Origin of the sequence: Pantoea sp. MT58 (assembly GCF_014495885.1) — a bacterium.
Classification (GTDB): domain Bacteria; phylum Pseudomonadota; class Gammaproteobacteria; order Enterobacterales; family Enterobacteriaceae; genus Pantoea; species Pantoea eucalypti.
In genome coordinates this window covers 2,836,553-2,859,084 of sequence record NZ_CP061083.1, presented here as the reverse complement: position 1 = coordinate 2,859,084, position 22,532 = coordinate 2,836,553, and the positions used below count along the sequence as shown (strand labels likewise).

The window sequence follows — 22,532 nt, the reverse complement described above, 5'->3', positions numbered from 1 at the left end:
GCTTTCGTTCATTCTGAGGACAGGCATGTCATCCACCCCGATTCTGCAACGTCTGACACTGGTCGCCGCGCTGGTGCTGGTGGGTTGTAGCAGCAAGAAAACCCCTGAGGCGCCCGTGCGGCAGCCCGAAGATGTCAAAGCGCAGATCCAGCGACTGCTGCCGTCTCACGTCAGTAATAAAGCCGCATGGAGCGACGACATCTACACCACCTTCCGCACGCAGCAGATCGATCCCAGCGCCAGTAATCTCTGCGCAGTCATCGCCGTAGCGGATCAGGAGAGCAACTTCAGCGCGGAGGCCGCCGTACCGGGCCTGCCAAAAATTGCCTGGGGCGAGATCAACCGCCGTGCGGCGCAGGTGCATGTGCCGGCCTTCCTGGTGCGCACCGCACTGCTGATCAAGTCGCCGACCGGGGAAAGTTACGCGGCCCGTCTGGACAAGGTGCGCAGTGAAAAAGATCTCAGCGCTATCTTTGATGACCTGATCGACATGGTGCCGATGGGCCAGACGCTGTTCGGTAATCTCAACCCAATCCACACCGGCGGGCCGATGCAGGTCAGCATTGCGTTTGCCGAAGCACACGCCAAAGGCTACCCGTGGCCGATCGATGGCACCATCCGCCGCGAAGTCTTTACCCGTCACGGCGGAATCTACTTCGGCACTATGCATCTGCTCGGCTACCCGGCTGACTACAGTCAGCCGCTCTACCGCTTTGCCGATTACAATGCGGGCTGGTACGCCAGTCGCAATGCGGCCTTCCAGGCGGCGGTGTCACGCGCCACCGGCATGAAGCTGGCGCTGGATGGGGATCTGATTCTTTATGGATCGGATGCGGCAGGGGGGACTGAACTCGCGGTGCGCACACTGTCGAAGCAGATCGACATGAGCAACAGCGATATTCGCCGCGATCTGGAGAAAGGGGAAAAAGCGTCGTTCAGCGACAGTGAACTCTGGAAACAGGTCTTTACCCTGGCGGACAAAATGGCGGGTCGCAAACTCCCGCGTGAAATGCTGCCGGGCATCAAGCTGGAAAGCCCGAAAATCACCCGTAATCTGACCACGGCGTGGTTTGCGCAGCGCGTTGACAGCCGCTATCAGCAGTGCCTGTCGCGCCGTTAAGCGGCATGTTGTGGCGCAGTTGAGCTGAGCTGTGCCACACTTAGCCTCTGGCATGTCTCCCGGTTGGGAGCGCATCTGTTCATCCGTCTAACAAGAGGTGCATCATGGACCGATATCCAAGAAATGATTCCATCGTTCAATCCGCATCTCGCGGTTTACAAGCCTATATGGCGCAGGTTTATGGCTGGATGACCTGTGGTCTGTTACTGACCGCGTTTGTCTCCTGGTATGCTGCGCGCACGCCTGCAGTGATGGAGATGGTGTTTGCCAATCGCATCACTTTCTTCGGGCTGATTATCGCGCAGCTGGCACTGGTCTTTTTCCTGTCAGGAATGGTGCATCGCCTGAGTGGGGCAGTGGCTACCGGACTGTTTATGCTCTATTCGGCCCTCACCGGCTTGACCATGGCGAGTATCTTCCTGGTTTACACCTACTCCTCCATCGCCAGCACCTTCTTTGTCACGGCAGGGATGTTTGGTGCGATGAGCTTCTACGGCTACACCACCAAACGCGATCTGAGCCGTTTTGGCAGCCTGCTGTTTATGGGGCTGATTGGCATTGTGCTGGCGTCGCTGGTGAACTTCTGGCTGAAAAGCCCGGCGCTGATGTGGGCGATTACCTATATCGGCGTGGTGCTCTTTGTGGGATTAACGGCTTATGACACGCAGAAGCTGAAAAACATCGGTGAGCAGATTGATGCCCGCGACACGGAGAACCTGCGTCGCTATTCGATCATGGGCGCGCTAACGCTCTATCTCGACTTCATTAACCTGTTCCTGATGCTGCTGCGGATCCTCGGTAACCGCCGCTGATTTTCAGTGTAAAAGGGAGAGGCGCGAAGGTTGCGCCTCCCCTTTTTTATGACGATTTCTGTAACTTCTGCTCGTTCTTCTGACGCAGATGCTTCGCCCGACTCTCCAGTCCCAGATAGAGCACCAGCGCTAACAGCAGCGGCAGGATAAAGTAGAGCACGCGATAGGCCAGCAGCGCCGCAATGATGGTGCCATGCGAAGCGTGCTGACCGCTGAGCAGCGCCAGGAAAACCGCTTCCAGAACGCCAATGCCCGCCGGAATGTGAATGATTACCCCGGCAATACTGCTGATCAGCAGGACGCCCAGCACCATCGGATAGCCCACGTCGCGTCCCAGCAGCAGCCAGATAATCGCGCCCATCACCATCCAGTTGGCGCAGGAAACCGCAAACTGCAGCAGCGCCATGCGCAGTGAAGGCAGCTGCAGCGTCTGGCCTTTAATCGTCCAGCGACGCTGTTTTGAGAAGGCGCAGGCCCAGAGGTAAATCGCCACCAGCACCAGCAAAACCCCGCCAATCAACCGCAGTGTGGTCTCGCCGATAAACCAGCCGCTGGGGATCGAGACCATGCCCGCACTGAACACCACGCCCGCCAGCAGAATATAGCCCAGCCAGTTGGTCGCGATGCTCAGGGAGAAGATGCGGGTGATGGTGCCGCTATCGAGACCGAGTCTGGAGTAAAGCCGGTAGCGCATCGCCACACCGCCGACCCAGGTGCTCAGCGTCAGGTTAAAGGCATAACAGATAAACGACACCAGCATCACCTGACGCTTCGCCAGTTTGTGGCCGCAGTAGGCGCGGCCAATCAGGTCATAGCAGCCATACACCAGGTAACTCAGCACCACCAGTCCGGCGGCGGTCAGCACCACAAAACGGTTGTAATTAACGATGACGTTATAAACATCTTCCCAGTTCACTTTGCGGGCATAAACCACCAGCAAAACCACCACCGCGATGAAAAACAGTACGGTGAGGATTTTTTTCGCCAGTTGCCAGCGTGGATGTTTTTTTGCCATCAGGATTTTGCTCCCGGATTATCAGCTTCAACGCGATCCTGCGTTTCCATTTCAGGTTGTACCGGCGGACTCACCTGAGCCAGCAAGGGCGTATGCGCCGGAAGCCAGCCCGCGATGGCCGGGAAATGGCGCAGGAAGTGAAACACCACCACGCTTTTACTCAGTTGCCACCAGTTTCGCGGTGGCAGGTGCTCCTCCTGCACGCGCTTGCAATCGTTGGCCAGCAGCGCTTCGAGGTTGTCACGCAGCGTCTGATTAAAGGGATGATCGTGAATGATCAGATTGGCTTCCAGGTTTAAAGAGAGGCTGAGCGGATCGAGATTGCTGGAGCCGACGGTGGCCCAGTGATTGTCTTTTACAGCAACCTTGCCGTGCAGCGGACGACGAATATATTCATACACTTCGACGCCGCCATCGACCAGATAGTTATAGAGCAGCTCCGCACCCACTTTTACTATCGGCATATCTGGCTCGCCCTGAACGATCAGGCGTACCCGGACGCCACGCTGTGCGGCATTACGCATCTCACGCAGCAGCCGGTAGCCAGGAAAGAAGTAGGCGTTGGCAATAATGACATCCCGCTTCGCCTCGCGCAGCATCTCAAGATAATGCACTTCGATGTCGTCGCGATGCTCGTCGTTATCGCGATAGACATAGAGCACCTGGGCATCGCCAGGTGTAGCGTTCACTGCCGGACGATGAGAACGCGAGCCCCACCAGCGGCGGGTAGGCTGCTCGCTGCCAATCGCCTGTTGCAGATAGCGGGCAATATCGGCCACAACCGGGCCTTTGACCTGCACTGAGTAATCCTGTTTTGCCTCCGGGCCATAATCGGTGTTGTGTTCAGCCGAAAAGTTGATGCCGCCCACAAAGGCGACGACATCATCCACCACCACGGTTTTGCGGTGCAGACGGCGAAATACGTTGGTGCGCATCCCCATCACCAGCGGACGGGGATCGTAATAGATGAAACGTACGCCCGCGCTGGTCAGGCTGTTCACAAATTTATCTGAGAGTTCAGCGGAGCCATAACCATCGACCATCACTTCAACCCGCACGCCGCGCTGTGCCGCAGCCAGCAGCTCACGGTGCAGAGCGTTGCCTACCTCATCCTCAAACAGAATAAAGGTTTCAATTAATACCGTGCGTTCTGCCCGCTGAATCGCGCCAAAGACGCGCGGGAAAAACGCTTCGCCATTTTCCAGCAACAGCAGCCGGTTGCCTTCCTGCCAGCTAAAATTCATAGGTGGATCTCCACGGCCAGCGGTGCATGGTCCGACAGATGTGACCAGGGTTTACGTGGCAGCGCCCACGGATGACTGACCGTGGCGTTGCGCACATAGATGCGGTCAAGTCGCAGGATCGGGAAGCGTGCCGGAAAGGTCCGCGCCGGGCGTCCGGTTTTCATGCTGAATACCTCTTTCAAACCCGCACCCTGTTTTAAAATTGAGTTAGCGCGTCGCTGCCAGTCGTTGAAATCACCCGCCACGACGACCGGTGCGTCGGGCGGCAGCGAGTTAACCATTTCACATATTTTCTTCATCTGCGCGTGACGATGCGCTTCTTTCAGGCCCAGATGTACGCAGATGACATGCAGCGTGCCGTGCGGTTCCGGCAAGGCAATCTGGCAGTGCAGCATGCCGCGATTTTCACTGCCTGCCACCGAGATATCCCGGTTTTCATATTCGGTGATGGGGAAGCGTGACAGCACCGCATTGCCATGATGTCCCTCCGGATAGACCGCATTTCGCCCATAGGCGAAATCGTTCCATATGGTGTCGGCCAGAAACTCATAATGCGGAGAATCGGGCCACGCCTCATGATTAAGGGCGTGGATAGCATGCGTGCCCATTACCTCCTGGAGAAAGACCACATCCGCCTCTGTTGCGCGAACGGCGTCGCGTAATTCGGGCAGGATGAATCGGCGATTAAACGGGGCGAAACCCTTGTGTGTATTGATCGTCAGGACTTTTATTGAAAATCCTTGCGTGTTTTGTGGCATACTCGCGACGCACTCCTTTTCATCATCATCAGAATCAAAGTGTAGTCTTTGTCACAAATGGGTGGTGAAAGAGGGCAATAATTAGGGCGTTATCCGAAAATTGTTTTACATTGAGGAAATCGTTTCCGGCTTCTGCCGGTAGCACTTGGGCGACCTGTTGGGTCTGCCAGGAGAACTGAATGAAATGGTCTAATCGTATTCAAATCATCACGGGTCAAACGTTATTGCATATTGCTATGCATTTACTGGTGATCGCTGCGCTGATCTGGGGCTGGAAGCACAAGGCTCTGGTTGATGTCTGCAGTACGCTGGTGGCGATGTATGCACTGGTTTTTGTTGCCATGCTGGTAACACAGCGCATCCCACGTTTACGTACTCTCGGCGATTATCTTGAAGAAGCGACCACCACTTACTACTTTGGCGCTGCCATGATGACACTGTTCCTGGTGTCGCGAATTTACCACAACAACCTGCTGCTGGCCTGTCTCGGCGTAGTGATGTTGCTGGGTCCGGCGCTGGTCTCGCTGCTGGCGAAAGAGCCGCCGCGGCGAATCGAAAACAAACGTAGTTAAGTTGAAGGCCACCGGAAGGTGGCCTTCCTGTTTTCAGGCTATTAAGTTGTGTCAGTAAATGTGAGCTATCTCGCACACTGTCTATAAAGCTGATACACTCGCTCGCTTACGCATCGTAGTTTGTGCCCTTTTCACGCGTCAGCCCCAGCTGGCGTCATTATCCCTCTGAAAACTACACCGTGAATCACGGCCAGAGCGGACCGGAGTAAATCACGTAATGTCTTTTGACTCTCTCGGCCTGAGTGCCGATATTTTGCGCGCGGTCGCCGAACAAGGCTACAGCGAACCTACACCTATCCAGCGCCAGGCGATTCCTGTGGTGCTGGCTGGCCGCGATCTGCTGGCGAGTGCCCAGACCGGCACCGGCAAAACGGCCGGCTTTACTTTACCGCTGTTACAGAAACTCTCAGCCACTGCCACGCCAATCCGCGGTCGTCGCCCGGTGCGCGCCCTGATCCTGACCCCAACCCGTGAACTCGCGGCGCAGGTCGGTGAAAACGTCAGCGACTACAGCAAGTATCTTTCGCTGCGTTCGATGGTGGTGTTTGGTGGTGTCAGCATCAATCCCCAGATGGTCAAGCTGCGTGGCGGCGTTGATATACTGGTCGCAACACCAGGCCGCCTGCTGGATCTGGCGCAACAGAATGCCGTTGACCTGTCACAGGTCGAAGTTCTGGTGCTGGATGAAGCGGACCGCATGCTGGATATGGGCTTTATCCATGATATCCGTCGTGTGCTGGCGCGCCTGCCGGCGAAACGTCAGAACCTGCTGTTCTCTGCCACCTTCTCTGATGAGATCAAAGGTCTGGCTGAGAAACTGCTGACCAATCCGGAAATGATTGAAGTGGCTCGCCGCAACACCGCCTCTGAGCAGGTTGCGCAGCAGGTCGCTTTCGTTGATAAGAAGCGCAAGCGTGAACTGTTGTCGCAGCTGATTGGCGAAGGTAACTGGCAGCAGGTGCTGGTCTTCACCCGTACCAAACACGGCGCGAACCACCTTGCCGAGCAACTGGGCAAAGATGGCATCAGCGCTGCAGCCATTCATGGCAACAAGAGCCAGGGTGCACGTACCCGTGCGCTGGCCGACTTTAAGTCAGGCGGTATTCGCGTGCTGGTTGCGACCGATATCGCGGCCCGTGGCCTGGATATTGAAGAGCTGCCACACGTCGTGAACTACGAGCTGCCTAACGTCGCCGAAGATTATGTTCACCGTATTGGCCGTACAGGTCGTGCAGCCGCGACGGGTGTCGCACTGTCGCTGGTCTGCGTCGATGAGCATAAACTGCTGCGTGATATTGAGCGTCTGCTGAAGCGTGAAATCCCGCGTCTGGCCGTTGAAGGTTATGAACCCGATCCGAGCATCAAAGCGGAGCCGATCATTAATGGTCGTCAGCAGCAGTCTCGCGGCGGTGCAGGAGGCGGCGGCCGGGGTCGTGGTCAGGGCGGACAGGGTGCAGGCGCATCGCGTTCATCTTCATCCGGCGACAAGCGTCCTCAGGCGCGTCGTCAGAGCCAGGCCGCGCCTCAGGGCGATAAGCCCGCGTCGCGTCCACGTCGTCCGGCAGTCGCGAAGCGTACCGGTAACGTCTGAGTATGAGGGTTTTACTGGCGCCAATGGAGGGCGTGCTGGATTCACTGGTGCGCCAGCTGTTATCGGAAGTGAACGACTACGATCTCTGCATCACTGAGTTTTTGCGCGTGGTCGATCAACTGCTGCCGGTAAAATCTTTCTACCGTCTCTGCCCCGAACTGCATAACGCCAGCCGCACGCCTTCAGGCACGCGGGTGCGTATGCAGCTGCTGGGGCAGCATCCCGAATGGTTAGCCGAGAACGCCGCACGCGCGGTGGAGCTGGGTTCCTGGGGTGTTGATCTCAACTGTGGTTGTCCCTCTAAACTGGTCAACGGCAGCGGAGGCGGCGCGACCCTTCTTAAAGATCCCGATCTGATTTATCGCGGCGCGAAAGCGATGCGTGAAGCCGTCCCTGCGGATTTACCGGTAACGGTAAAAGTGCGGCTCGGCTGGGATTCCAGTGCCCGCAGTCTGGAGATTGCCGATGCGGTTCAGCAGGCGGGAGCCAGCGAGCTGACGGTGCATGGGCGGACCAAAGAAGAAGGCTATCGCGCAGAGGCGATCAACTGGCAGGCAATTGGCGAGATTCGTCAGCGGCTGCGCATTCCGGTGATTGCCAACGGCGAGATCTGGGACTGGCAAAGCGCGCAAAATTGTATGGCAGTGACGGGCTGCAGTGCGGTAATGATTGGCCGTGGTGCACTGAACATCCCCAACCTGAGCCGGGTGGTGAAATACAACGAACCACCGATGGCCTGGACGGATGTGGTGCGGTTACTGCAGAAGTACAGCCGGCTGGAGAAGCAGGGCGATACCGGCCTCTATCACGTGGCGCGTATCAAACAGTGGCTGGGTTATCTGCGCAAAGCTTATGGCGAAGCCGATGGCTTATTCAGTGAAATCCGCGCGTTAAAAAACTCCGGCAATATTGCGCAGGCAATCGATCGTCACGCGATTGTTCATGGTTTGTGATAAAAAACCAGGCGACCCCTTCGCGACCTGACGGTATAGTGGGCAAAATTTCCTATACCACTAGCCTGCTATGTCTGACACCGCTGTACTGAGCAACAGCCAGCTCAACAAACGAATCCTCTCCGTTATTATCTTCACTTTCTTCTGTTATCTCTCCGTCGGACTGCCGCTGGCCGTACTGCCGGGCTTTGTCAAAAATCATCTTGGCTTCAGCTCCTTTATTGCCGGACTGATTATCAGCATTCAATATTTTGCGACGCTGCTCAGTCGTCCGCAGTCGGGCCGTCTGGCCGATCGGCTGGGGCCAAAACGGGTGGTGATGCTGGGACTGCTCTGCTGCGGCATGAGCGGGGTGCTGACTATCGTGGCCGCAATGCTGAGCAGCTGGCCGTGGCTGAGTCTGGCGCTGCTGGCTATCGGGCGACTGTTTCTCGGGGTAGGCGAAAGCTTCAGCAGCACGGGCTCTACGCTGTGGGGCATGAATATCGTCGGGCCGTTGCAGACCGCGCGCGTCATCTCCTGGAACGGTGTCGCCACGTATCTGGCGATGGCTGTGGGTGCACCGCTGGGCGTGCTGCTCAACAATCAATTTGGCATGAGTGGATTTGCCGGACTGATTGCGCTGATGGGCGTCGCCGGTTATCTGATGGCCAGCCGCAAACCGTCGGTCACCGTCAGCGTCGGCGAGCGCATTCCGTTTCACCGCGTCTTCTCCCGCGTCTGGCTTTATGGTCTGGCGCTGGGCTTCGGCACGATCGGTTTTGGCGTCATCGCGACCTTTATTACCCTCTATTTTGCCAGCCGTGACTGGCAGGGCGCGGCCTATGCGCTGACGCTGTTCAGCCTGGGTTTTGTGCTGGTGCGGCTGGGGTTTGGTCGCTTTATTACCCGCTTTGGCGGATTGCGCGTGTCGCTATTCTCTTTTCTGCTGGAGTGTCTGGGACTGCTGATTATCTGGCAGGCGGATAGCGCCTGGCTGGTGGGCGTGGGCGCATTTCTGACCGGCAGCGGTTTTTCGCTGGTCTTTCCGGCGCTGGGTGTTGAGGCGGTAAAAAGGGTTGAGCGTCAGGATCAGGGCTCGGCGCTGGGAACCTATTCCGCTTTCCTCGATCTTGGGCTGGGTTTAACCGGCCCGGTGGCGGGACTGTTTATCGGACACTGGGGAATGCAGTCGGTTTATCTGGCTGCTGCGATGATGGTGCTGGGCGCATTACTGATTACGCTGCGGCTCTATGGGCAGCAACGGCTCAGCGCCTGATTATGGTCAGCATTGGCTCACCCCCTCACTGGTGGTGAGCCAGAGATGCATCAGAAATGGGTAAACAGCCAGTAGAGCAGGGCGGAAAGCAGAATAGAAACCGGCAGTGTTAATATCCAGGCGACAGCCAGATTACGCAGGGTTGAAAACTGCAGACCTGAGCGGTTGGCCGCCATGGTGCCTGCCACGCCAGACGACAGCACATGTGTAGTCGACACCGGCAGGCCAAAGCCATCCGCTGCGCCTATCGTCATCATCGCCACCAGTTCGGCGCTGGCACCCTGCGCATAGCTCAGGTGCGTTTTCCCAATTCGTTCTCCCACTGTCACCACAATTCTGCGCCAGCCCACCATGGTGCCAAGACCCAGCGCAATCGCCACCACCACTTTCACCCACATCGGGATAAAGCGGGTGGCGCTGTCGAGTTCTGCTTTCACCGCCTTAAGGTTGCGTTCCGTCTCCTGCGGCATTGCAACTTTCGTGTTTTGCAGATGCTTAATCGACTCTGAGGCCAGATACATCTGGTTGCGGGTGTTGGTCACCGCCTGAGCAGGAATATTGTCCATGGAGCCGTAACGGCGGATCTGATCGCCTACCTCGTTCAGCGTCCTCGCCAGCGCCGGCAACACATCGGCATTCATCTGATTACTGCCGACAAAGCCGGTCAGCACGTCGCGGGCCGCCGGCGGGTTCGCCGTCGCCGGTTGCAGCTGCAACAGCTGATGCGCGGTTACTTCAGTCAGTGCGGCCACGCGTGGGATCTGATCGGCAGGCAGCGATCGGTTGAGGGCATAGGCAATCGGCATGGTACCGACCAGGATCAGCATAATCAGCCCCATCCCTTTCTGCCCATCGTTGGAGCCGTGCGCAAATGAGACGCCGGTACAGGTCAGGATTAGCAGGCCACGAATCCAGACCGGTGGCGGTTGATCGCTTTTCGGCGCCTGATAAAGCTGCCGATTGCGAATAAAGATCTTCATCACCCAGAGCAACAGCCCGGCGCAGACAAAGCCGACCACCGGTGACAGTAGCAGAGCGTAGCCCACCTTCAGCGCCTGATCCCAGTCTACGCCGCTCACACCGCTGCGCCCGTGCAGCATGGCGTTGGCAACCCCGACGCCAATAATCGAGCCAATCAGGGTATGCGACGACGACGACGGCAGGCCGAAATACCAGGTGCCGAGATTCCAGATAATGGCGGAGAAAAGCAACGCATAGACCATGGCGAAGCCGTTGCCGCTGCTGGCCTGCAGGATCAGCTCGACCGGCAGCAGCGAGATAATGCCAAATGCAACCACGCCGCTGGAGAGCAGCACGCCCATAAAGTTACAGAAACCGGACCAGACCACCGCGACGCCGGGCGTGAGCGAGTGTGTGTAAATCACTGTAGCAACTGCATTGGCGGTATCGTGGAAACCGTTGACGAACTCAAAGCCGAGCGCAATCAGCAACGCCAGTCCCAGCAGAAAGAACGGCAGATAGCTGGTGACCGGCATATTGGTCTGTTCGACGTCATTGACCAGGTTGAGTCCGGCGAAGGCCAGTCCGGCGACCAGCAGAATAAAAAATAGCGGCTTGCTGAAGCGACTGCCCTTGCCGTTGAAATCGGGCCGTCCCTGGGCTGATGAGGAGGAGAGACTGTTTTCGCTCATGGTGTACCTCATATGGCTGATGCCGGATGCTGATATGCATCGGGTTAACGGAGTGTGATACGCGCTTTATATGACAGATTAATGATGGTCACGTGGGGAAGGAGAGGAGAAATATTCGTCAATTTGCCTTTATGCAGGCAATAAAAAAGCCAGCGACAGGCGCTGGCTTCTGAGGGCAGAGTGACAGTTACGAGCTGGTATTTGCCGCTGCTGCTGGCGCTGCAGGTGTTACCGGCGCAGCAGGTGCAGCAGGTGCAGCTGGCTCAGTGGCTGGCTGCTGCGGCTGCTGTGGCTGAGTAGCATCGCTGCTTGCACCCTGTGGCGTTACCGGCGTCATTGGCTCTTCCTGAGGAGCAGCCTGTGAATTTTCGGGTACCGGAACAGGCGCAGTCTGGACATTGTTTTCCACACCATTCACTTTTACTGGCATACCGGTACGGCTCTGAATCGCGGCATTAACCTGATCCTGATTCACGCTGGCATCAACCACAATTTTGCTCACGGCCTGAGTCAGGGTAATCGGCACCAGCTCACGTGAGTTGAACTGCTCTTCAGTGGTCGACAGTGGGTTATGCACTTCCACATAACGTGAACCGTCCGGCTCTACAGTCGCTTTCACGGGCTGATCAACGAACTGTACGCGTGTGCCAACCGGCACATTCTGATACAGCCATTTGATATCGTCAGCACGCAGACGCACACAGCCATGGCTCACGCGCAGGCCGATGCCGAAGTTGGCGTTGGTGCCGTGAATCGCATAGAGACGACCAATGTAAAGCGCGTAAAGGCCCATTGGGTTATCCGGGCCTGCCGGGAACACCGCTGGCAGCGTTTCGCCGCGAGCCGCGTAGTCCGCATGCATACCTTTGGTTGGCGTCCAGGTCGGGCCATCTTTCTTACGTTCTACCGCGGTAGTCCAGCTGATCGGCGTATCTTTACCCAGTTCACCGATACCAATTGGCAGAACCACGACGGTTTTGCTGCCCTTCGGGTAGTAGTAAAGACGCATCTCCGCGCTGTTAATCACAATGCCTTCACGCGGTGCGTCAGGCAGGATCAGCTGCTGTGGGATGATCATTTTGCTGCCAGCCTTTGGCAGATAAACGTCAACGCCCGGATTGGCTTCCAGCATATTGCTGAGGCCCATCTGGTACTGTGCCGCAAAAGCTTCCAGCGGCAGTTTGCTGTCTTCAGGAACAGTAATTTCGATATTTTCCCCGATCAGACGGCTGTTGGCCGGCGGCAACGGGTAAACCACAGCAAAGGCTGACTGGCTGAACGCCGCCAGAGCCAGTGCGATTGAAGCGAAAGCGCGAATGATTTTCATATTTTACAATTCTTTATCGCCATATTTCAGGCTGTTCAGTGTGTCGAATTCATGCTGGCCAATGTGACCTGCTGCGCATTATATGTTCATTAAACTGACGTTGTGAATCGGGATTTTAACCTCCCTGCAATACTTTACGTAATTTCAGCGCGGATGTTAGCGCATTTCCGTGAATCAGGAGGGTAAAAATGGGGCTTTCCGGGGTTACCACCGATCAAGGTTGCCACTGCGTCTGTTCGCCACTGAGTTTGCGGTTCAGGAAAAAGGCGGCACTGATCAACGCCAGATGAGTCAGCGCCTGCGGTGTATTCCCCAGCGCATGGCCGTGACTGTCAAACTCCTCGGCATAAAGGCCCAGCGGATTGGCGTAGCTCAGCAACTTCTCGAATTCAAAATGCGCCTCCTGAATCCGCCCTGCGCGTGCCAGACATTCGACATACCAGAAAGAGCAGGCGCCAAACGAGCCTTCCGATCCTTTAAGACCGTCGGCGGGCGTCTCATGCGTATTGTAACGCCGCACCATACCATCACTGACCAGGTTGGCTTTGATCGCATCCAGTGTGGCAATCCAGTCCGGATCGGTGGCACCAACAAAGCGTACCAGCGGCATCAGCAGCATGGAGGCGTCAAGGTATTCGCCATGCCGGGTCGAAGAGAAGTGACCGCGTTCGCTGTTCCAGAAGTTGGCCCAGATATCTTCGCGGATCTCACGGCGTGCCCGATCCCAGCGCTCGTAAGGCATCGGCAGGGATCGCTTCATGCCGAGACGCAGAGCACGATCCATCGCTACCCAGCACATCAGACGTGAATGCAGGAAATGCTCCGGTTCGCCGCGCATCTCCCAGATACCGGCATCGGGCTGATCCCAGTTCTCGCTTAGCCAGTCGATCATTTTGACCACATGTTGCCAGCCGCGCTGAGAGATCGCCTCGCCATATTTGTTGGCCAGATAGACCGCATCCATCAGTTCGCCATAGATATCGAGTTGCGTCTGCTGCCAGGCATCATTGCCGATGCGCACCGGTCGGGAGTCGGCATAGCCGGAGAGATTCAGTAATTCCATCTCATGCAACTCAGTGCCGCTGTCGAGACGGTACATCACCTGCAGGCGCATCTCATCATGATGGCTGTTTTCAACGCAGCGACCCACCCAGTGAGTAAAGTGTTTAGCTTCATCGATATAACCCAGCCGCATCAGCGCATACATGCTGAAGGACGCGTCGCGGATCCAGGAGGCGCGATAGTCCCAGTTGCGTTCGCCACCCAGTTCTTCAGGCAGACCAAACGTTGCCGCCGCCGCAATGGAGCCGTGCTGATACGAAGTCAGGAGCTTCAGGACCAGCGCCGAACGCTGCACCATTTCACGCCAGCGTCCCTGATAGGTGCTGTGGCTGCTCCAGTGTCGCCAGTAATTCAGTGTCTCTTCAAAGCAGTGTTCAGTGGCCAGCGCTTCGATATGCGCATCATCCACGCTGCCAAATTCGAACTGCGCATATTCGCCGGGCTGTAACGTGAAGTGGGCAGTCGCACTCTCATCCTCCAGCGTCATCACCACCGAGGCTGCAAGGCGCAGCGACGGCTGGCCCTCAGCATGAAAGTCGATACAGCCATTATGCGCTTCTGCACGGGTCTGCGCCCGGGCATAGTCGTGGCGGGGCGAACAGCGCATCTGAAAGGTTGCACTGCCGCGGACCATTTTGAGCCGACGGATCAGGCGCGGCATCTTATCCCTGTCATCACAAATCGGCATGTAGTCGGTGATTTCTGCCACGCCTTCATCATCCAGCCAGCGGGTCTGCAGGATGTTGGTGTCGGGCAGGTAGAGTTGCTGACGTCGTGCATTGGGCCAGTCAGGAGCCAGAGAGAAAAGTCCGGCGTCATCGCTATCGAGCAGGGCGGCAAAGACCGACGGGCTGTCGAGTTCAGGCCAGCAAAGATAATCAATGGTGCCGTCATTGGCGATCAGCGCACAGGTGCGCAAATCGCCAATGACACCGTGGTCTTCAATCTTACGTTTTACCTTACTCATTCTCATCTCCCTGTCAGTGTCCCTGCTAACTATAGCTGAGCTATTCGATGCGGCTTCGGTTGGGCACAGATGGTTAACGTAAGGTTGAATAAGGCAGGGAAGGGAAAGCGCGTAGAACAGGGAAGGTGAAACTGACGACGTGGTCAGCAGGGTGCCCGGGCGCTGATGCGTGTCTGGCGACCCTGCTGACGTTCACTGCCAGTGACGCCTGCTGGCAACGGCGTTGTTTATTTCATTTATTCCTGATCGGCCCGACGGTTATGCCAGCGGCGGATGAACCAGCGCAGCACAAAGGCAAAGATGACCGCGCCCACCAGCCACAGCAGATGCTTCAGATGCTGATCGAGTTTGTGCAGCCACGGCGCGATGATGCCGCCCGCGAAATAGCCGAGGGTCACGAAAATCACGGCCCAGATGGCCGCTCCGATAACGTTAAGAATGAAAAATTTCATTGGATTAAGGCGGCTGGCACCGATAATAATCGGGCCAATCAGTCGGAAGCCATACATAAAACGCACGCCAATTACAAACAGGCTGGGACGGCGTTTAATCAGTCGGTTCGCCTTGACCACTTTATCCTGATGCTTTTTAAAGCGGCGCAGGATGCGCGTGCCCCAGCGGCGGCCTACCCAGTAGAGCAACTGATCGCCGACAATGCCGCCACCCATCGCGGCCAGCACCACTCCGACGTAATGCAGCAGCCCCTCATGCGCGGCAACGCCGCCCAGCAATGTAAATGTTTCCCCTTCGGCAATACAGCCAATAAAAAGTGCCAGATAGCCGTACTGTGTAATTAATGCGTTGATATCCAGATGCAAAATGACTCTCCCTGTGCATTGGGTGATGGTTTCTTTCAGTCTATACGCGATTTGGCCTCCCTTCCGCCCGTGCACGATGGAGGGGTTTATTTACGCTGTTTTTTTGTCCGGTCACCACGAAAGTTTTACTGCCGTTTATACTTGAGAAGACGCTGCCCCCAAAGACGCATGCATCACCGGGCGGCCCATCGCATCAGAGGAGTGACTGTATGAACCATGTCTGGGGACTTCTGGCGCATCCGAACCAGGAAATGCGTCATATCAAGCAAGAGAATGAAAGCGTATCGCACCATTACACCCATCATGTTCTGCTGATGGCGGCGATCCCGGTGATCTGCGCCTTTATCGGAACAACTCAGCTGGGCTGGAATCTGGGCGACGGGCAATATGTGCAACTTAATCTGGCGACAGGGATCGGGTTGGGCATTCTGTTCTATCTGATTATTCTGGGTGGCGTGGCGGTAATGGGACGCGTGATTCACTGGATGGCGCGGGATTACCCTCAGCGTCCCGGCGTTCAGCGCTGTACGGTCTTTGCCGGTTACGTCGCTACGCCGCTGTTCCTGAGCGGACTTGTCGCACTCTATCCGCTGGTCTGGCTCTGTGTGCTGGCAGGTGCGCTGGCGCTGCTTTACACCGGCTATCTGCTCTATATCGGCATCCCCCTGTTTCTGAATATCGACCGCGAAGAGAGCCTGCGCTTTTCCGGCTCAACGCTGGCCATCGGCGTGCTGGTATTTGAAGTGTTACTGGCATTAACTGTCGTGCTGTGGGGATATGGACCGCATCTTTTCTGATAGACCTCTGCCGCCGCTCTGGCGGCAGTTCTCTTTTTACGCCCGGAAACAATCTCACCAGGAAATTTCTTAACCTTACGGGTATGATACCGCTGCCAGCCCGCGCTGCGATTTTACTGAGGCGGGCGGCCTGTGTCGGTCTGACACAGTACATCTTCATAACCGGTTTTTTTTCTACGATGCCTGCAAAAATTCGTTTTACTCTGCTTTCGCTGGCGCTGCTCGTTTCAGGGCAGATTGTTTCACTTCCGGCGCAGGCGACTACCACACTGTCGCAACTTGCGCCTATCGCTCAGCCGCAGATCGCCTCTGGCAGTGCGATGATTGTCGACCTCACCACCAATAAAGTGCTCTTTTCCAGCCATCCGGATCGGGTCAGGCCTATCGCGTCGATCACCAAGCTGATGACGGCGATGGTCGTGCTGGATGCGCATCAGCCGATGAACGAGATGATACCTGTCGATATCAGCCAGACGCCGGAAATGCGTGGTGTCTTCTCACGCGTTAAGCTCAACAGTCAGATCAGCCGCCGTAATATGATGCTGCTGGCACTGATGTCCTCGGAAAACCGTGCTGCTGCCAGTCTCGCGCACGCCTATCCGGGCGGTTATAACGCCTTTATCCGGGCAATGAACGCGAAAGCGCGATCGCTGGGCATGAAACAGACCCGCTATGTCGAGCCGACCGGTTTGTCGACGCAAAACGTCTCAAGTGCACAGGACCTGGTTAAGTTGCTCAAAGCCACACGGGAATATCCGGAGCTGGGCGCGCTTAGCACCACGAAAGAAGAGACGGCGGTTTTTGCTCATCCGAGCTATGCGCTGCCGTTCCGCAACACCAACCATCTGGTCTATAAAAATGACTGGCATATTCAGCTGACCAAAACCGGTTACACGGATGAGGCAGGCCACTGCCTGGTGATGCGTACCATGATTAATAATCGTCCGGTGGCGCTGGTGGTACTGGATGCCTTTGGCAAATATACCCACTTCGCCGACGCTAACCGTCTGCGTAGCTGGATCGAGACCGGTAAAGCGGCACCGGTCCCTGCGGCCGCACTGGCTTATAAAAAACAGAAGTCGGGCCAGGTCGCCAGCAATGGTGCCAGCAGTGCCGGCGTCGAGTAAAAATAGCCGACATGTTGTATTGCGCGACAGGCATTGCCTGCAGGCTGAGCAGGATGCCAGAATAGAATGTGGTCAGAGGCTTCAGGCCCTTTTTTGCCTCTGACCGCCCGGAATCAGCCCCAAAAAATGCCCGTTATTCCTATGTTGCCCTCCCTTGCAAAGCCCTACACTACGCGCGACTGGCGAGGGAAGATCGCCTGATTTAAGCTGCCGGAATCTTACTCATATGTTTATACGATCCTTTTTTGCATTGTTAATGCTGGCGCTGGTGGGGTTTGCCCCGGCGCTGGCGCTGGCCGCGGATGATACGGCCACGCCTGCTCAGGAACAGGATGCGCCGCCGAAGCTGAATGCTGCGGTGGAACTGCCGAAAATGCAGAAGATCCTCGATAAAATTAAAAGTCAGGTCTCCGTCGATGCCGGCGAGAACAAGCTGACACAGCTGAATGAAATGGCGCTGGAACTGTCAGGTAACGCCGATACACTTGGCCAGGCATTGGTTCCCGATCGCCAGCAGGTGGAAGCGCAGTTGCAGGTGCTTGGGCCGGCCCCTAAAGCCGACAGCGGTGTGAAAGAAACACCGGAAGTGACGCGCAAGCGAAACACGCTGGGGAGTCAGAAAAGCAAACTCGACGACCAGATTAAACAAGCCGAAGGCATTAAAAATGGCGCGCTGATGCTCTCTTCGCAGATTGTTAACCTGCGTCGTGATCAGCTGAAAAGCCAGCTGGCGCTCAACTCCGGCAGTATCCTCGGTGCGCGCTTCTGGTCACCGCTGCTCAGCGCTCAGGATCTGGAGGGCGAGAAAATTGGGGAGTTCCTGCAGGAGTTGCAGGACACCGCCGCGCTCTCATGGGAGCCGGGCTGGCGCGTGGGTAGTGTCTTCTGGCTGCTGGCGGCAATGCTGGTGATGACGGTGGGGCGTCGCTACTGCGAAGAGTTTCTGGCCTGGATCAGCATTAATAAACTGCCGGAAGGGAAGCTGCGTCGTAGTTTCCTGGCGGCAGCGGTAGCGCTGACTACGCTGGCGGCTGTTGTCCTCACCTTTAACTTTCTCTCTCTGGCCTTTACCCGCCGGGATGAGGTCTCTGAAAACGTTCAGGACTTTGTTGATCGTCTGGTGCAGCTAAGCGTCTTTTGTGGCCTGATTGCCGGACTGGGGCGCGCATTCCTCTCTACTCGCAGACCCAGCTGGCGCTTACCGGCTATCTCCAATGAAGTGGCGATGGCATTAAAGCCTTTTCCACCCATCACCGCTGTGCTGGTGTTTATCTTCCAGACGGTCGAGGCGTTTAACTACAGCGTCGGCACCAGTCTGAATACCACCATTTTTGCCAACGGCCTGACGGCACTGTTGATTGGCAGTACTGCACTGGCGATCAGCATGCGCACCAACCGCGTACGCCGTCGCCTGACCCAGGCGGGCACACCGCCGGAAGCACGCTCAACGCTGGTCGGGCTGATTCAGATGGGCCTGACGCTGACCGCGGTTGCCATCCTCGTGTCGCTGCTGATCGGTTACGTTACGCTGGCGCGCTTCCTGAGTTATGAAGTGATCTGGTGCGGTCTGCTGTTTGGTTCGTTCTACTTCCTGAGTCACCTGCTCAAGGATGGTTGTGAGAGTCTCTTTTCGACCAGTAATGCCACCGGTCGACGCATTCAGAGTTCACTTAACATCAATGAGCGTCATTTGCAGCAAACGGCTACGCTGCTGACGGCCATCGGTAAAACCTTCCTGGTGCTGGTGGTGGCGCTGGCGCTGGTCAACGGCACCTTTGCCTCTTCAACGCCGATTGAGCTGCTGCAAAAAGTCATTGAGTTCTGGGGCGGTAAAGGCCTCGAATCCCTGAACATTGTGCCAGCGCATATGGTGAATGCGATAATTTGCCTGATTGTCGGCATCTATGTGCTGCGTTCGGTGCGTCGCTGGCTTGATACCGATTTCCTGCCAAAAACCACCATGGATGTGGGGATGCGGGTGTCGCTGGTGACGCTGTTCAGCAACATCGGTTATGTGCTGATTATTCTGCTTACCCTGTCGATTATGGGGCTGCAGTGGAACAAGCTGGCCTGGATCGTCAGTGCGTTGTCGGTTGGTATCGGTTTTGGCTTACAGGAGATCGTGAAGAACTTTATCTCCGGTCTGATTCTGTTGACCGAGCGGCCAGTGAAAGTCGGCGATCTGGTGAGCATCAGCGGCATTGAAGGGGATATTCGCCGGATTAATGTGCGTGCCACGGAGATTCAGCTGGGCGACAAATCCACCGTAATTGTGCCGAACTCGCAGTTTATCTCGCAGAACGTGCGCAACGCGACAATGGGTAATGCGCAGGGTGTGGTCACCATTACGCTGACCTTCCCGCTAAATATCGACCCGGTAAAGGTGCGCGATATTCTGCTGGAAGTTTATAACGAAAACGAACGTATTCTGGAAACACCTGAGCCATCGGTTTCGTTTAAAGATCTGACCCAGCAAGGGATTGTCCTGAGCGTCACCGGTAATGTTGCCGGTCAGCGGCAGATAGCAGGAGCGAAGAGCGATCTGCTGTTCGATATTCTGACGCGTCTGCGTAAAGAGGGCATTCTGCTCTCCACTCCGCAGACCATGATTATTGAGCGCCGTCAGCAGATAGCAGATGTGGAGCCGGTACCCGAAGAGAAGCTGGTTTAAAAGAACCCGTTTCAGAGGTGAAAGGGCCGACGTCTGTCGGCCTTTTTTATGTCCAAAACACGGGCTTTTAAGCCTGTTTTCTCACTCCCGCTGACTACAACGTTTCCTCACGGCTGGTGCGCTGGCCATCGCTGCTCACCGACCGAATGGCGACAGTACCGTTGACCTGCGGCGGTCTGTTGGCGTCGTAGCGCTGCCAGTTCTCACCCTTGTCCAGGCTGTATTCCAGCGTAATGCCAGGCAATGCCACGTTCATCAACAGAATACCATCAGCAATTTTTGCTCCCGGTACGGGCAGGCGATAATCAATACCCGCTTTATCCAGTTTTGCCAGTTCCCGTTGTCCCAGCAGGTTGGCAAATCGCTGCCAGTCGTTCAGAAGCGCCTTCTGATCAACAAGTTGTGTTTTGCCACCGGTATACTCCTCACCCGGCTGATAGTCCCGCTCCCAACTGGCGCGGTGCCAGCTGCGTTCTGCGACTGAAAGGAGGCGAGGATAGTTCATGTACTCCATTTGATCGTCAGTGCGCACGGTCTCGCTCCACAGCTGGGCCGAAATACCATAAGCCCCTTTCCAGGGTTTCGCGGATTTGGCGCTGAAAACGTTACCGTCGCGATCTACCGAAGTTTCAGCATTCTGCGGCAGGTTGTCCGGTGCGAAGCCAAAGATTTTTCGCTCATCGTTGAAGCGAGTGCCCCAGTAATAGCCGCGCTCCAGTGGGTTAACTTCATACGGGAAGTCCAGATAGAGGTAGTCAGGGCTGGAGATGACTACGTCGTACCCTTTCTGTGACCAGTCACCGGCGCTGTCAAAACCGCCCCAGTAGAGGGTATCCCAGAAGTTGACTGCGACACGCGGCGTCGCGAACTCTCCGGCATGTTTGACATCTTTCAGGCCATCCTGCCAGGCCTGCATTTTGCCAATACCGTGCCGGTTCACGATTTCGTTCACGGTCAGGGCAAAATAGCTCGGCAGATGGGCCAGATCTTCCACTTTGCCGCTTTTCACCAGTGCCTGACAGGCCTGTGATTTTGCCCATGGCAAATCTTCGCGGCTCAGGTCTTGCAGACCGGTACCCGGTTTTGGACTGTTTTTGTCAGAGTAGCCTGCGCCCAGCCGGATATTCTTCGCTTCATCACCGCCAAAATGCCAGACGCTGAGTGGCTGGCCTGCCTCCTGGTGCATCGCCTTGATTTCACCAATCACTTTGTCCACGAAGCGTTGTGAACTTTCAATGCAGGGGTTGAGATAGCTGGTACGGTCGTAAAACTGCACTGAGGTGGTGTTGGAGTTATCGGTCGGATCGATCAGGCGCCAGGCGTTAGCCTCGTCAGGTTTCCCCTCCTTCATCAGCCGCTGATAGCGCGCTTCCATTGAGATGACCGCCGCCCGGGCATGGGCGGGCATGTCAATTTCCGGGATGACCTGAATGTGGCGCGCCTGCGCATATTTAACAATCTCTATATAGTCAGCGCGACTGAAATAGCCGCTGCCATTGTTATCACTGAAGGGGCCGGAACCCAGTTGCGGCAGCAGACACTTTTGTTCGGAAAGATCATGACAGCGTTTCGCACCCACTTCCGTGAGTTCCGGTAAGCCGGGAATCTCAATCCGCCAGCCTTCATCATCACTGAGGTGGAAATGGAAACGGTTCATCTTCCACGATGCCATCTGATCAAGCTGTCGCATCACCGCCTGTTTACTGTGGAAGTTACGGGCAACGTCAAGGAAGGCACCGCGATAAGCAAAGCGCGGCGCATCATGGGCTTCCAGCGTGGCAATCCGTGGCGCGCCCTCTGAGGGGACCAGTGACAGAATCGACATCAGACCGTAGAACGCACCGGCAGCGTCGTAGCCGACTATGCTCGCACGGCGGGAAGTAATATCGAGGTCGTATGCGCCCGATATCGCTTTTTTGCCGCTAAAGTGACCCGGTTTGACCTGCGTGTTAATAGCGAATCCATCAGGCGATTCTTTGAGGCCAAGCAGTGCCATACGCTGTCTCACTGCCTCAGCGGTTTCACGGCTCAGTCCAGTCAGTGACAAGGTGACGCCACGGCTGAGATCGGCATCCTGCGAACGAAGTTTAACGTCCAGCGGCGTGGGTGTGATTTGCCCCCGCAATGCTGAGGCTGGCAGGGTGGCGACATCGCTGTTTTTCTCAAACCGGCTGACAGGCTGCATCAGGACGTTATTGTCATCGGCATTGCGTCGCCAGTGGTTATCCAGCGGCAATACAAACTGGCTGGGATCTTCGTAGTCAGTGCTGGCAATAATTTTTGGCGTCGCCTCAACGGAGGTGACATACCAGCGCGGCATCACATCAGTCACGAACAGTTGCCAGTATTCGTTAACGATGGGGATCTGCACTGATTCGCCCGCGCCAATACCCGTGAATTTCTCTGTTGGCTCCAGTCGCGTTAAGTCTCCGACCAGATGCGTCAATGTAAACTGATCGTTATCGACCCGCAGCGTCTGGCGGATGTTGCTCATGTAGATGGCCCAGTTTTTGTCGGTCAGTGCAGGGCCGTTATTGGTCAGCGTGATAATGGCGCGGTTACAGGAGGCAAAATCGGCGCCTAACGCGGCGCAATCTGTACCGTGCAGTCCCGCCTGGTTGTCTGTTACCTGATAGGTCACGCCAAACTGGCTGATTTGATCAACCACCTTCTGCCCTGACGAGCTGGCGTGGCCTGTGGCGGTAACGCTCAGCAGAGTGAGCGCGATAAGGCTTAACTTGAACATGTTGATTCATCCTTAATGGTGAAAATAGTTCCGAAAGTCCGC

The 22,532-nt window shown here is 56.3% G+C and carries 17 protein-coding genes; 9 read left to right on the top strand and 8 right to left on the bottom strand.

Annotation, left to right across the window (positions count from 1 at the left end; all coding sequences use genetic code 11):
• Positions 1 to 25 precede the first annotated feature (25 nt).
• A complete protein-coding gene (locus IAI47_RS13465; protein ID WP_008925056.1) occupies positions 26 to 1,120 on the top strand; it encodes a DUF1615 domain-containing protein in 1,095 nt (364 codons plus the stop codon).
• Positions 1,121 to 1,224: 104 nt separating this feature from the next.
• The gene (locus tag IAI47_RS13460; protein WP_008925057.1) at positions 1,225 to 1,932 is read left to right on the top strand and encodes a Bax inhibitor-1/YccA family protein; all 708 of its coding nucleotides are present in this window, start codon (positions 1,225 to 1,227) and stop codon (positions 1,930 to 1,932) included.
• Positions 1,933 to 1,978: 46 nt separating this feature from the next.
• On the opposite strand, the gene IAI47_RS13455 is transcribed toward IAI47_RS13460, so the two are convergent.
• From IAI47_RS13455 to IAI47_RS13445, 3 genes are read right to left on the bottom strand one after another with little or no spacing between them, the layout of a single operon-like run.
• Positions 1,979 to 2,947: a lysylphosphatidylglycerol synthase domain-containing protein gene (locus IAI47_RS13455; RefSeq protein WP_008925058.1), complete on the bottom strand. Its 969-nt coding sequence runs from the start codon at positions 2,945 to 2,947 to the stop codon at positions 1,979 to 1,981.
• Positions 2,947 to 4,191, bottom strand: coding sequence for a cardiolipin synthase ClsB (clsB, locus tag IAI47_RS13450; RefSeq protein WP_008925059.1), 1,245 nt, complete (start codon positions 4,189 to 4,191; stop codon positions 2,947 to 2,949). Before clsB ends, IAI47_RS13455 begins: the two co-directional genes overlap by 1 nt.
• Positions 4,188 to 4,949: an endonuclease/exonuclease/phosphatase family protein gene (locus IAI47_RS13445; protein WP_003851831.1), complete on the bottom strand. Its 762-nt coding sequence runs from the start codon at positions 4,947 to 4,949 to the stop codon at positions 4,188 to 4,190. The genes clsB and IAI47_RS13445 overlap by 4 nt, the downstream gene beginning before the upstream one ends.
• 179 nt (positions 4,950 to 5,128) lie before the next feature.
• Between IAI47_RS13445 and IAI47_RS13440 the strand changes: the two genes are divergently transcribed.
• The 4 genes from IAI47_RS13440 to IAI47_RS13425 all read left to right on the top strand — a co-directional run bounded on the left by IAI47_RS13440 (position 5,129) and on the right by IAI47_RS13425 (position 9,323).
• Entirely contained in the window at positions 5,129 to 5,521 is a 393-nt protein-coding gene (locus IAI47_RS13440) for a YbhQ family protein (RefSeq protein ID WP_003851829.1), read from the top strand.
• Positions 5,522 to 5,738: 217 nt separating this feature from the next.
• Complete coding sequence (rhlE, locus tag IAI47_RS13435; RefSeq protein WP_008925060.1) at positions 5,739 to 7,112, top strand: ATP-dependent RNA helicase RhlE; 1,374 nt, start codon at positions 5,739 to 5,741, stop codon at positions 7,110 to 7,112.
• A 2-nt stretch (positions 7,113 to 7,114) separates the two neighbouring features.
• Positions 7,115 to 8,065 (top strand): tRNA dihydrouridine(16) synthase DusC, encoded by a 951-nt coding sequence (gene dusC / locus IAI47_RS13430; RefSeq protein ID WP_033742990.1) that lies wholly within the window; start codon positions 7,115 to 7,117, stop codon positions 8,063 to 8,065.
• A 70-nt stretch (positions 8,066 to 8,135) separates the two neighbouring features.
• Positions 8,136 to 9,323, top strand: a complete 1,188-nt coding sequence (locus IAI47_RS13425; RefSeq protein WP_008925062.1) for an MFS transporter — start codon at positions 8,136 to 8,138, stop codon at positions 9,321 to 9,323.
• Between the two features lie 50 nt (positions 9,324 to 9,373).
• Here IAI47_RS13425 and IAI47_RS13420 read toward each other — a convergent pair whose 3' ends face one another.
• From IAI47_RS13420 to IAI47_RS13405, 4 genes are all read right to left on the bottom strand, one after another.
• Positions 9,374 to 10,975: an inorganic phosphate transporter gene (locus IAI47_RS13420; RefSeq protein ID WP_003851818.1), complete on the bottom strand. Its 1,602-nt coding sequence runs from the start codon at positions 10,973 to 10,975 to the stop codon at positions 9,374 to 9,376.
• A 187-nt stretch (positions 10,976 to 11,162) separates the two neighbouring features.
• A complete protein-coding gene (locus IAI47_RS13415; RefSeq protein WP_008925063.1) occupies positions 11,163 to 12,302 on the bottom strand; it encodes a L,D-transpeptidase family protein in 1,140 nt (379 codons plus the stop codon).
• A 214-nt stretch (positions 12,303 to 12,516) separates the two neighbouring features.
• The gene (locus IAI47_RS13410) at positions 12,517 to 14,331 is read right to left on the bottom strand and encodes a glycoside hydrolase family 15 protein (protein WP_003851815.1); all 1,815 of its coding nucleotides are present in this window, start codon (positions 14,329 to 14,331) and stop codon (positions 12,517 to 12,519) included.
• 236 nt (positions 14,332 to 14,567) lie between these two features.
• Positions 14,568 to 15,149, bottom strand: coding sequence for a DedA family protein (locus IAI47_RS13405; protein ID WP_003851812.1), 582 nt, complete (start codon positions 15,147 to 15,149; stop codon positions 14,568 to 14,570).
• A 209-nt stretch (positions 15,150 to 15,358) separates the two neighbouring features.
• Between IAI47_RS13405 and IAI47_RS13400 the strand changes: the two genes are divergently transcribed.
• From IAI47_RS13400 to IAI47_RS13390, 3 genes are all read left to right on the top strand, one after another.
• A complete protein-coding gene (locus tag IAI47_RS13400; protein ID WP_008925064.1) occupies positions 15,359 to 15,946 on the top strand; it encodes a Yip1 family protein in 588 nt (195 codons plus the stop codon).
• A gap of 179 nt (positions 15,947 to 16,125) precedes the next feature.
• Entirely contained in the window at positions 16,126 to 17,073 is a 948-nt protein-coding gene (pbpG, locus tag IAI47_RS13395; RefSeq protein ID WP_003851808.1) for a D-alanyl-D-alanine endopeptidase, read from the top strand.
• Between the two features lie 226 nt (positions 17,074 to 17,299).
• Entirely contained in the window at positions 17,300 to 19,744 is a 2,445-nt protein-coding gene (locus IAI47_RS13390) for a DUF3772 domain-containing protein (RefSeq protein WP_008925066.1), read from the top strand.
• 94 nt (positions 19,745 to 19,838) lie between these two features.
• Here the strand turns inward: IAI47_RS13390 and IAI47_RS13385 are convergent, their stop codons facing one another.
• Positions 19,839 to 22,490, bottom strand: coding sequence for a beta-N-acetylhexosaminidase (locus IAI47_RS13385; protein ID WP_008925067.1), 2,652 nt, complete (start codon positions 22,488 to 22,490; stop codon positions 19,839 to 19,841).
• Between the last annotated feature and the right edge of the window lie 42 nt (positions 22,491 to 22,532).

What these genes read in the sequence shown, in the direction of transcription:
- IAI47_RS13465 (WP_008925056.1), top strand. Translation starts at nt 26, where the DNA reads ATGTCATCCACCCCGATTCTGCAACGTCTGACACTGGTCGCCGCGCTG.
- IAI47_RS13460 (WP_008925057.1), top strand. Translation starts at nt 1,225, where the DNA reads ATGGACCGATATCCAAGAAATGATTCCATCGTTCAATCCGCATCTCGC.
- IAI47_RS13455 (WP_008925058.1), bottom strand. Translation starts at nt 2,947, where the DNA reads ATGGCAAAAAAACATCCACGCTGGCAACTGGCGAAAAAAATCCTCACC.
- clsB (WP_008925059.1), bottom strand. Translation starts at nt 4,191, where the DNA reads ATGAATTTTAGCTGGCAGGAAGGCAACCGGCTGCTGTTGCTGGAAAAT.
- IAI47_RS13445 (WP_003851831.1), bottom strand. Translation starts at nt 4,949, where the DNA reads ATGCCACAAAACACGCAAGGATTTTCAATAAAAGTCCTGACGATCAAT.
- IAI47_RS13440 (WP_003851829.1), top strand. Translation starts at nt 5,129, where the DNA reads ATGAAATGGTCTAATCGTATTCAAATCATCACGGGTCAAACGTTATTG.
- rhlE (WP_008925060.1), top strand. Translation starts at nt 5,739, where the DNA reads ATGTCTTTTGACTCTCTCGGCCTGAGTGCCGATATTTTGCGCGCGGTC.
- dusC (WP_033742990.1), top strand. Translation starts at nt 7,115, where the DNA reads ATGAGGGTTTTACTGGCGCCAATGGAGGGCGTGCTGGATTCACTGGTG.
- IAI47_RS13425 (WP_008925062.1), top strand. Translation starts at nt 8,136, where the DNA reads ATGTCTGACACCGCTGTACTGAGCAACAGCCAGCTCAACAAACGAATC.
- IAI47_RS13420 (WP_003851818.1), bottom strand. Translation starts at nt 10,975, where the DNA reads ATGAGCGAAAACAGTCTCTCCTCCTCATCAGCCCAGGGACGGCCCGAT.
- IAI47_RS13415 (WP_008925063.1), bottom strand. Translation starts at nt 12,302, where the DNA reads ATGAAAATCATTCGCGCTTTCGCTTCAATCGCACTGGCTCTGGCGGCG.
- IAI47_RS13410 (WP_003851815.1), bottom strand. Translation starts at nt 14,331, where the DNA reads ATGAGTAAGGTAAAACGTAAGATTGAAGACCACGGTGTCATTGGCGAT.
- IAI47_RS13400 (WP_008925064.1), top strand. Translation starts at nt 15,359, where the DNA reads ATGAACCATGTCTGGGGACTTCTGGCGCATCCGAACCAGGAAATGCGT.
- pbpG (WP_003851808.1), top strand. Translation starts at nt 16,126, where the DNA reads ATGCCTGCAAAAATTCGTTTTACTCTGCTTTCGCTGGCGCTGCTCGTT.
- IAI47_RS13390 (WP_008925066.1), top strand. Translation starts at nt 17,300, where the DNA reads ATGTTTATACGATCCTTTTTTGCATTGTTAATGCTGGCGCTGGTGGGG.
- IAI47_RS13385 (WP_008925067.1), bottom strand. Translation starts at nt 22,490, where the DNA reads ATGTTCAAGTTAAGCCTTATCGCGCTCACTCTGCTGAGCGTTACCGCC.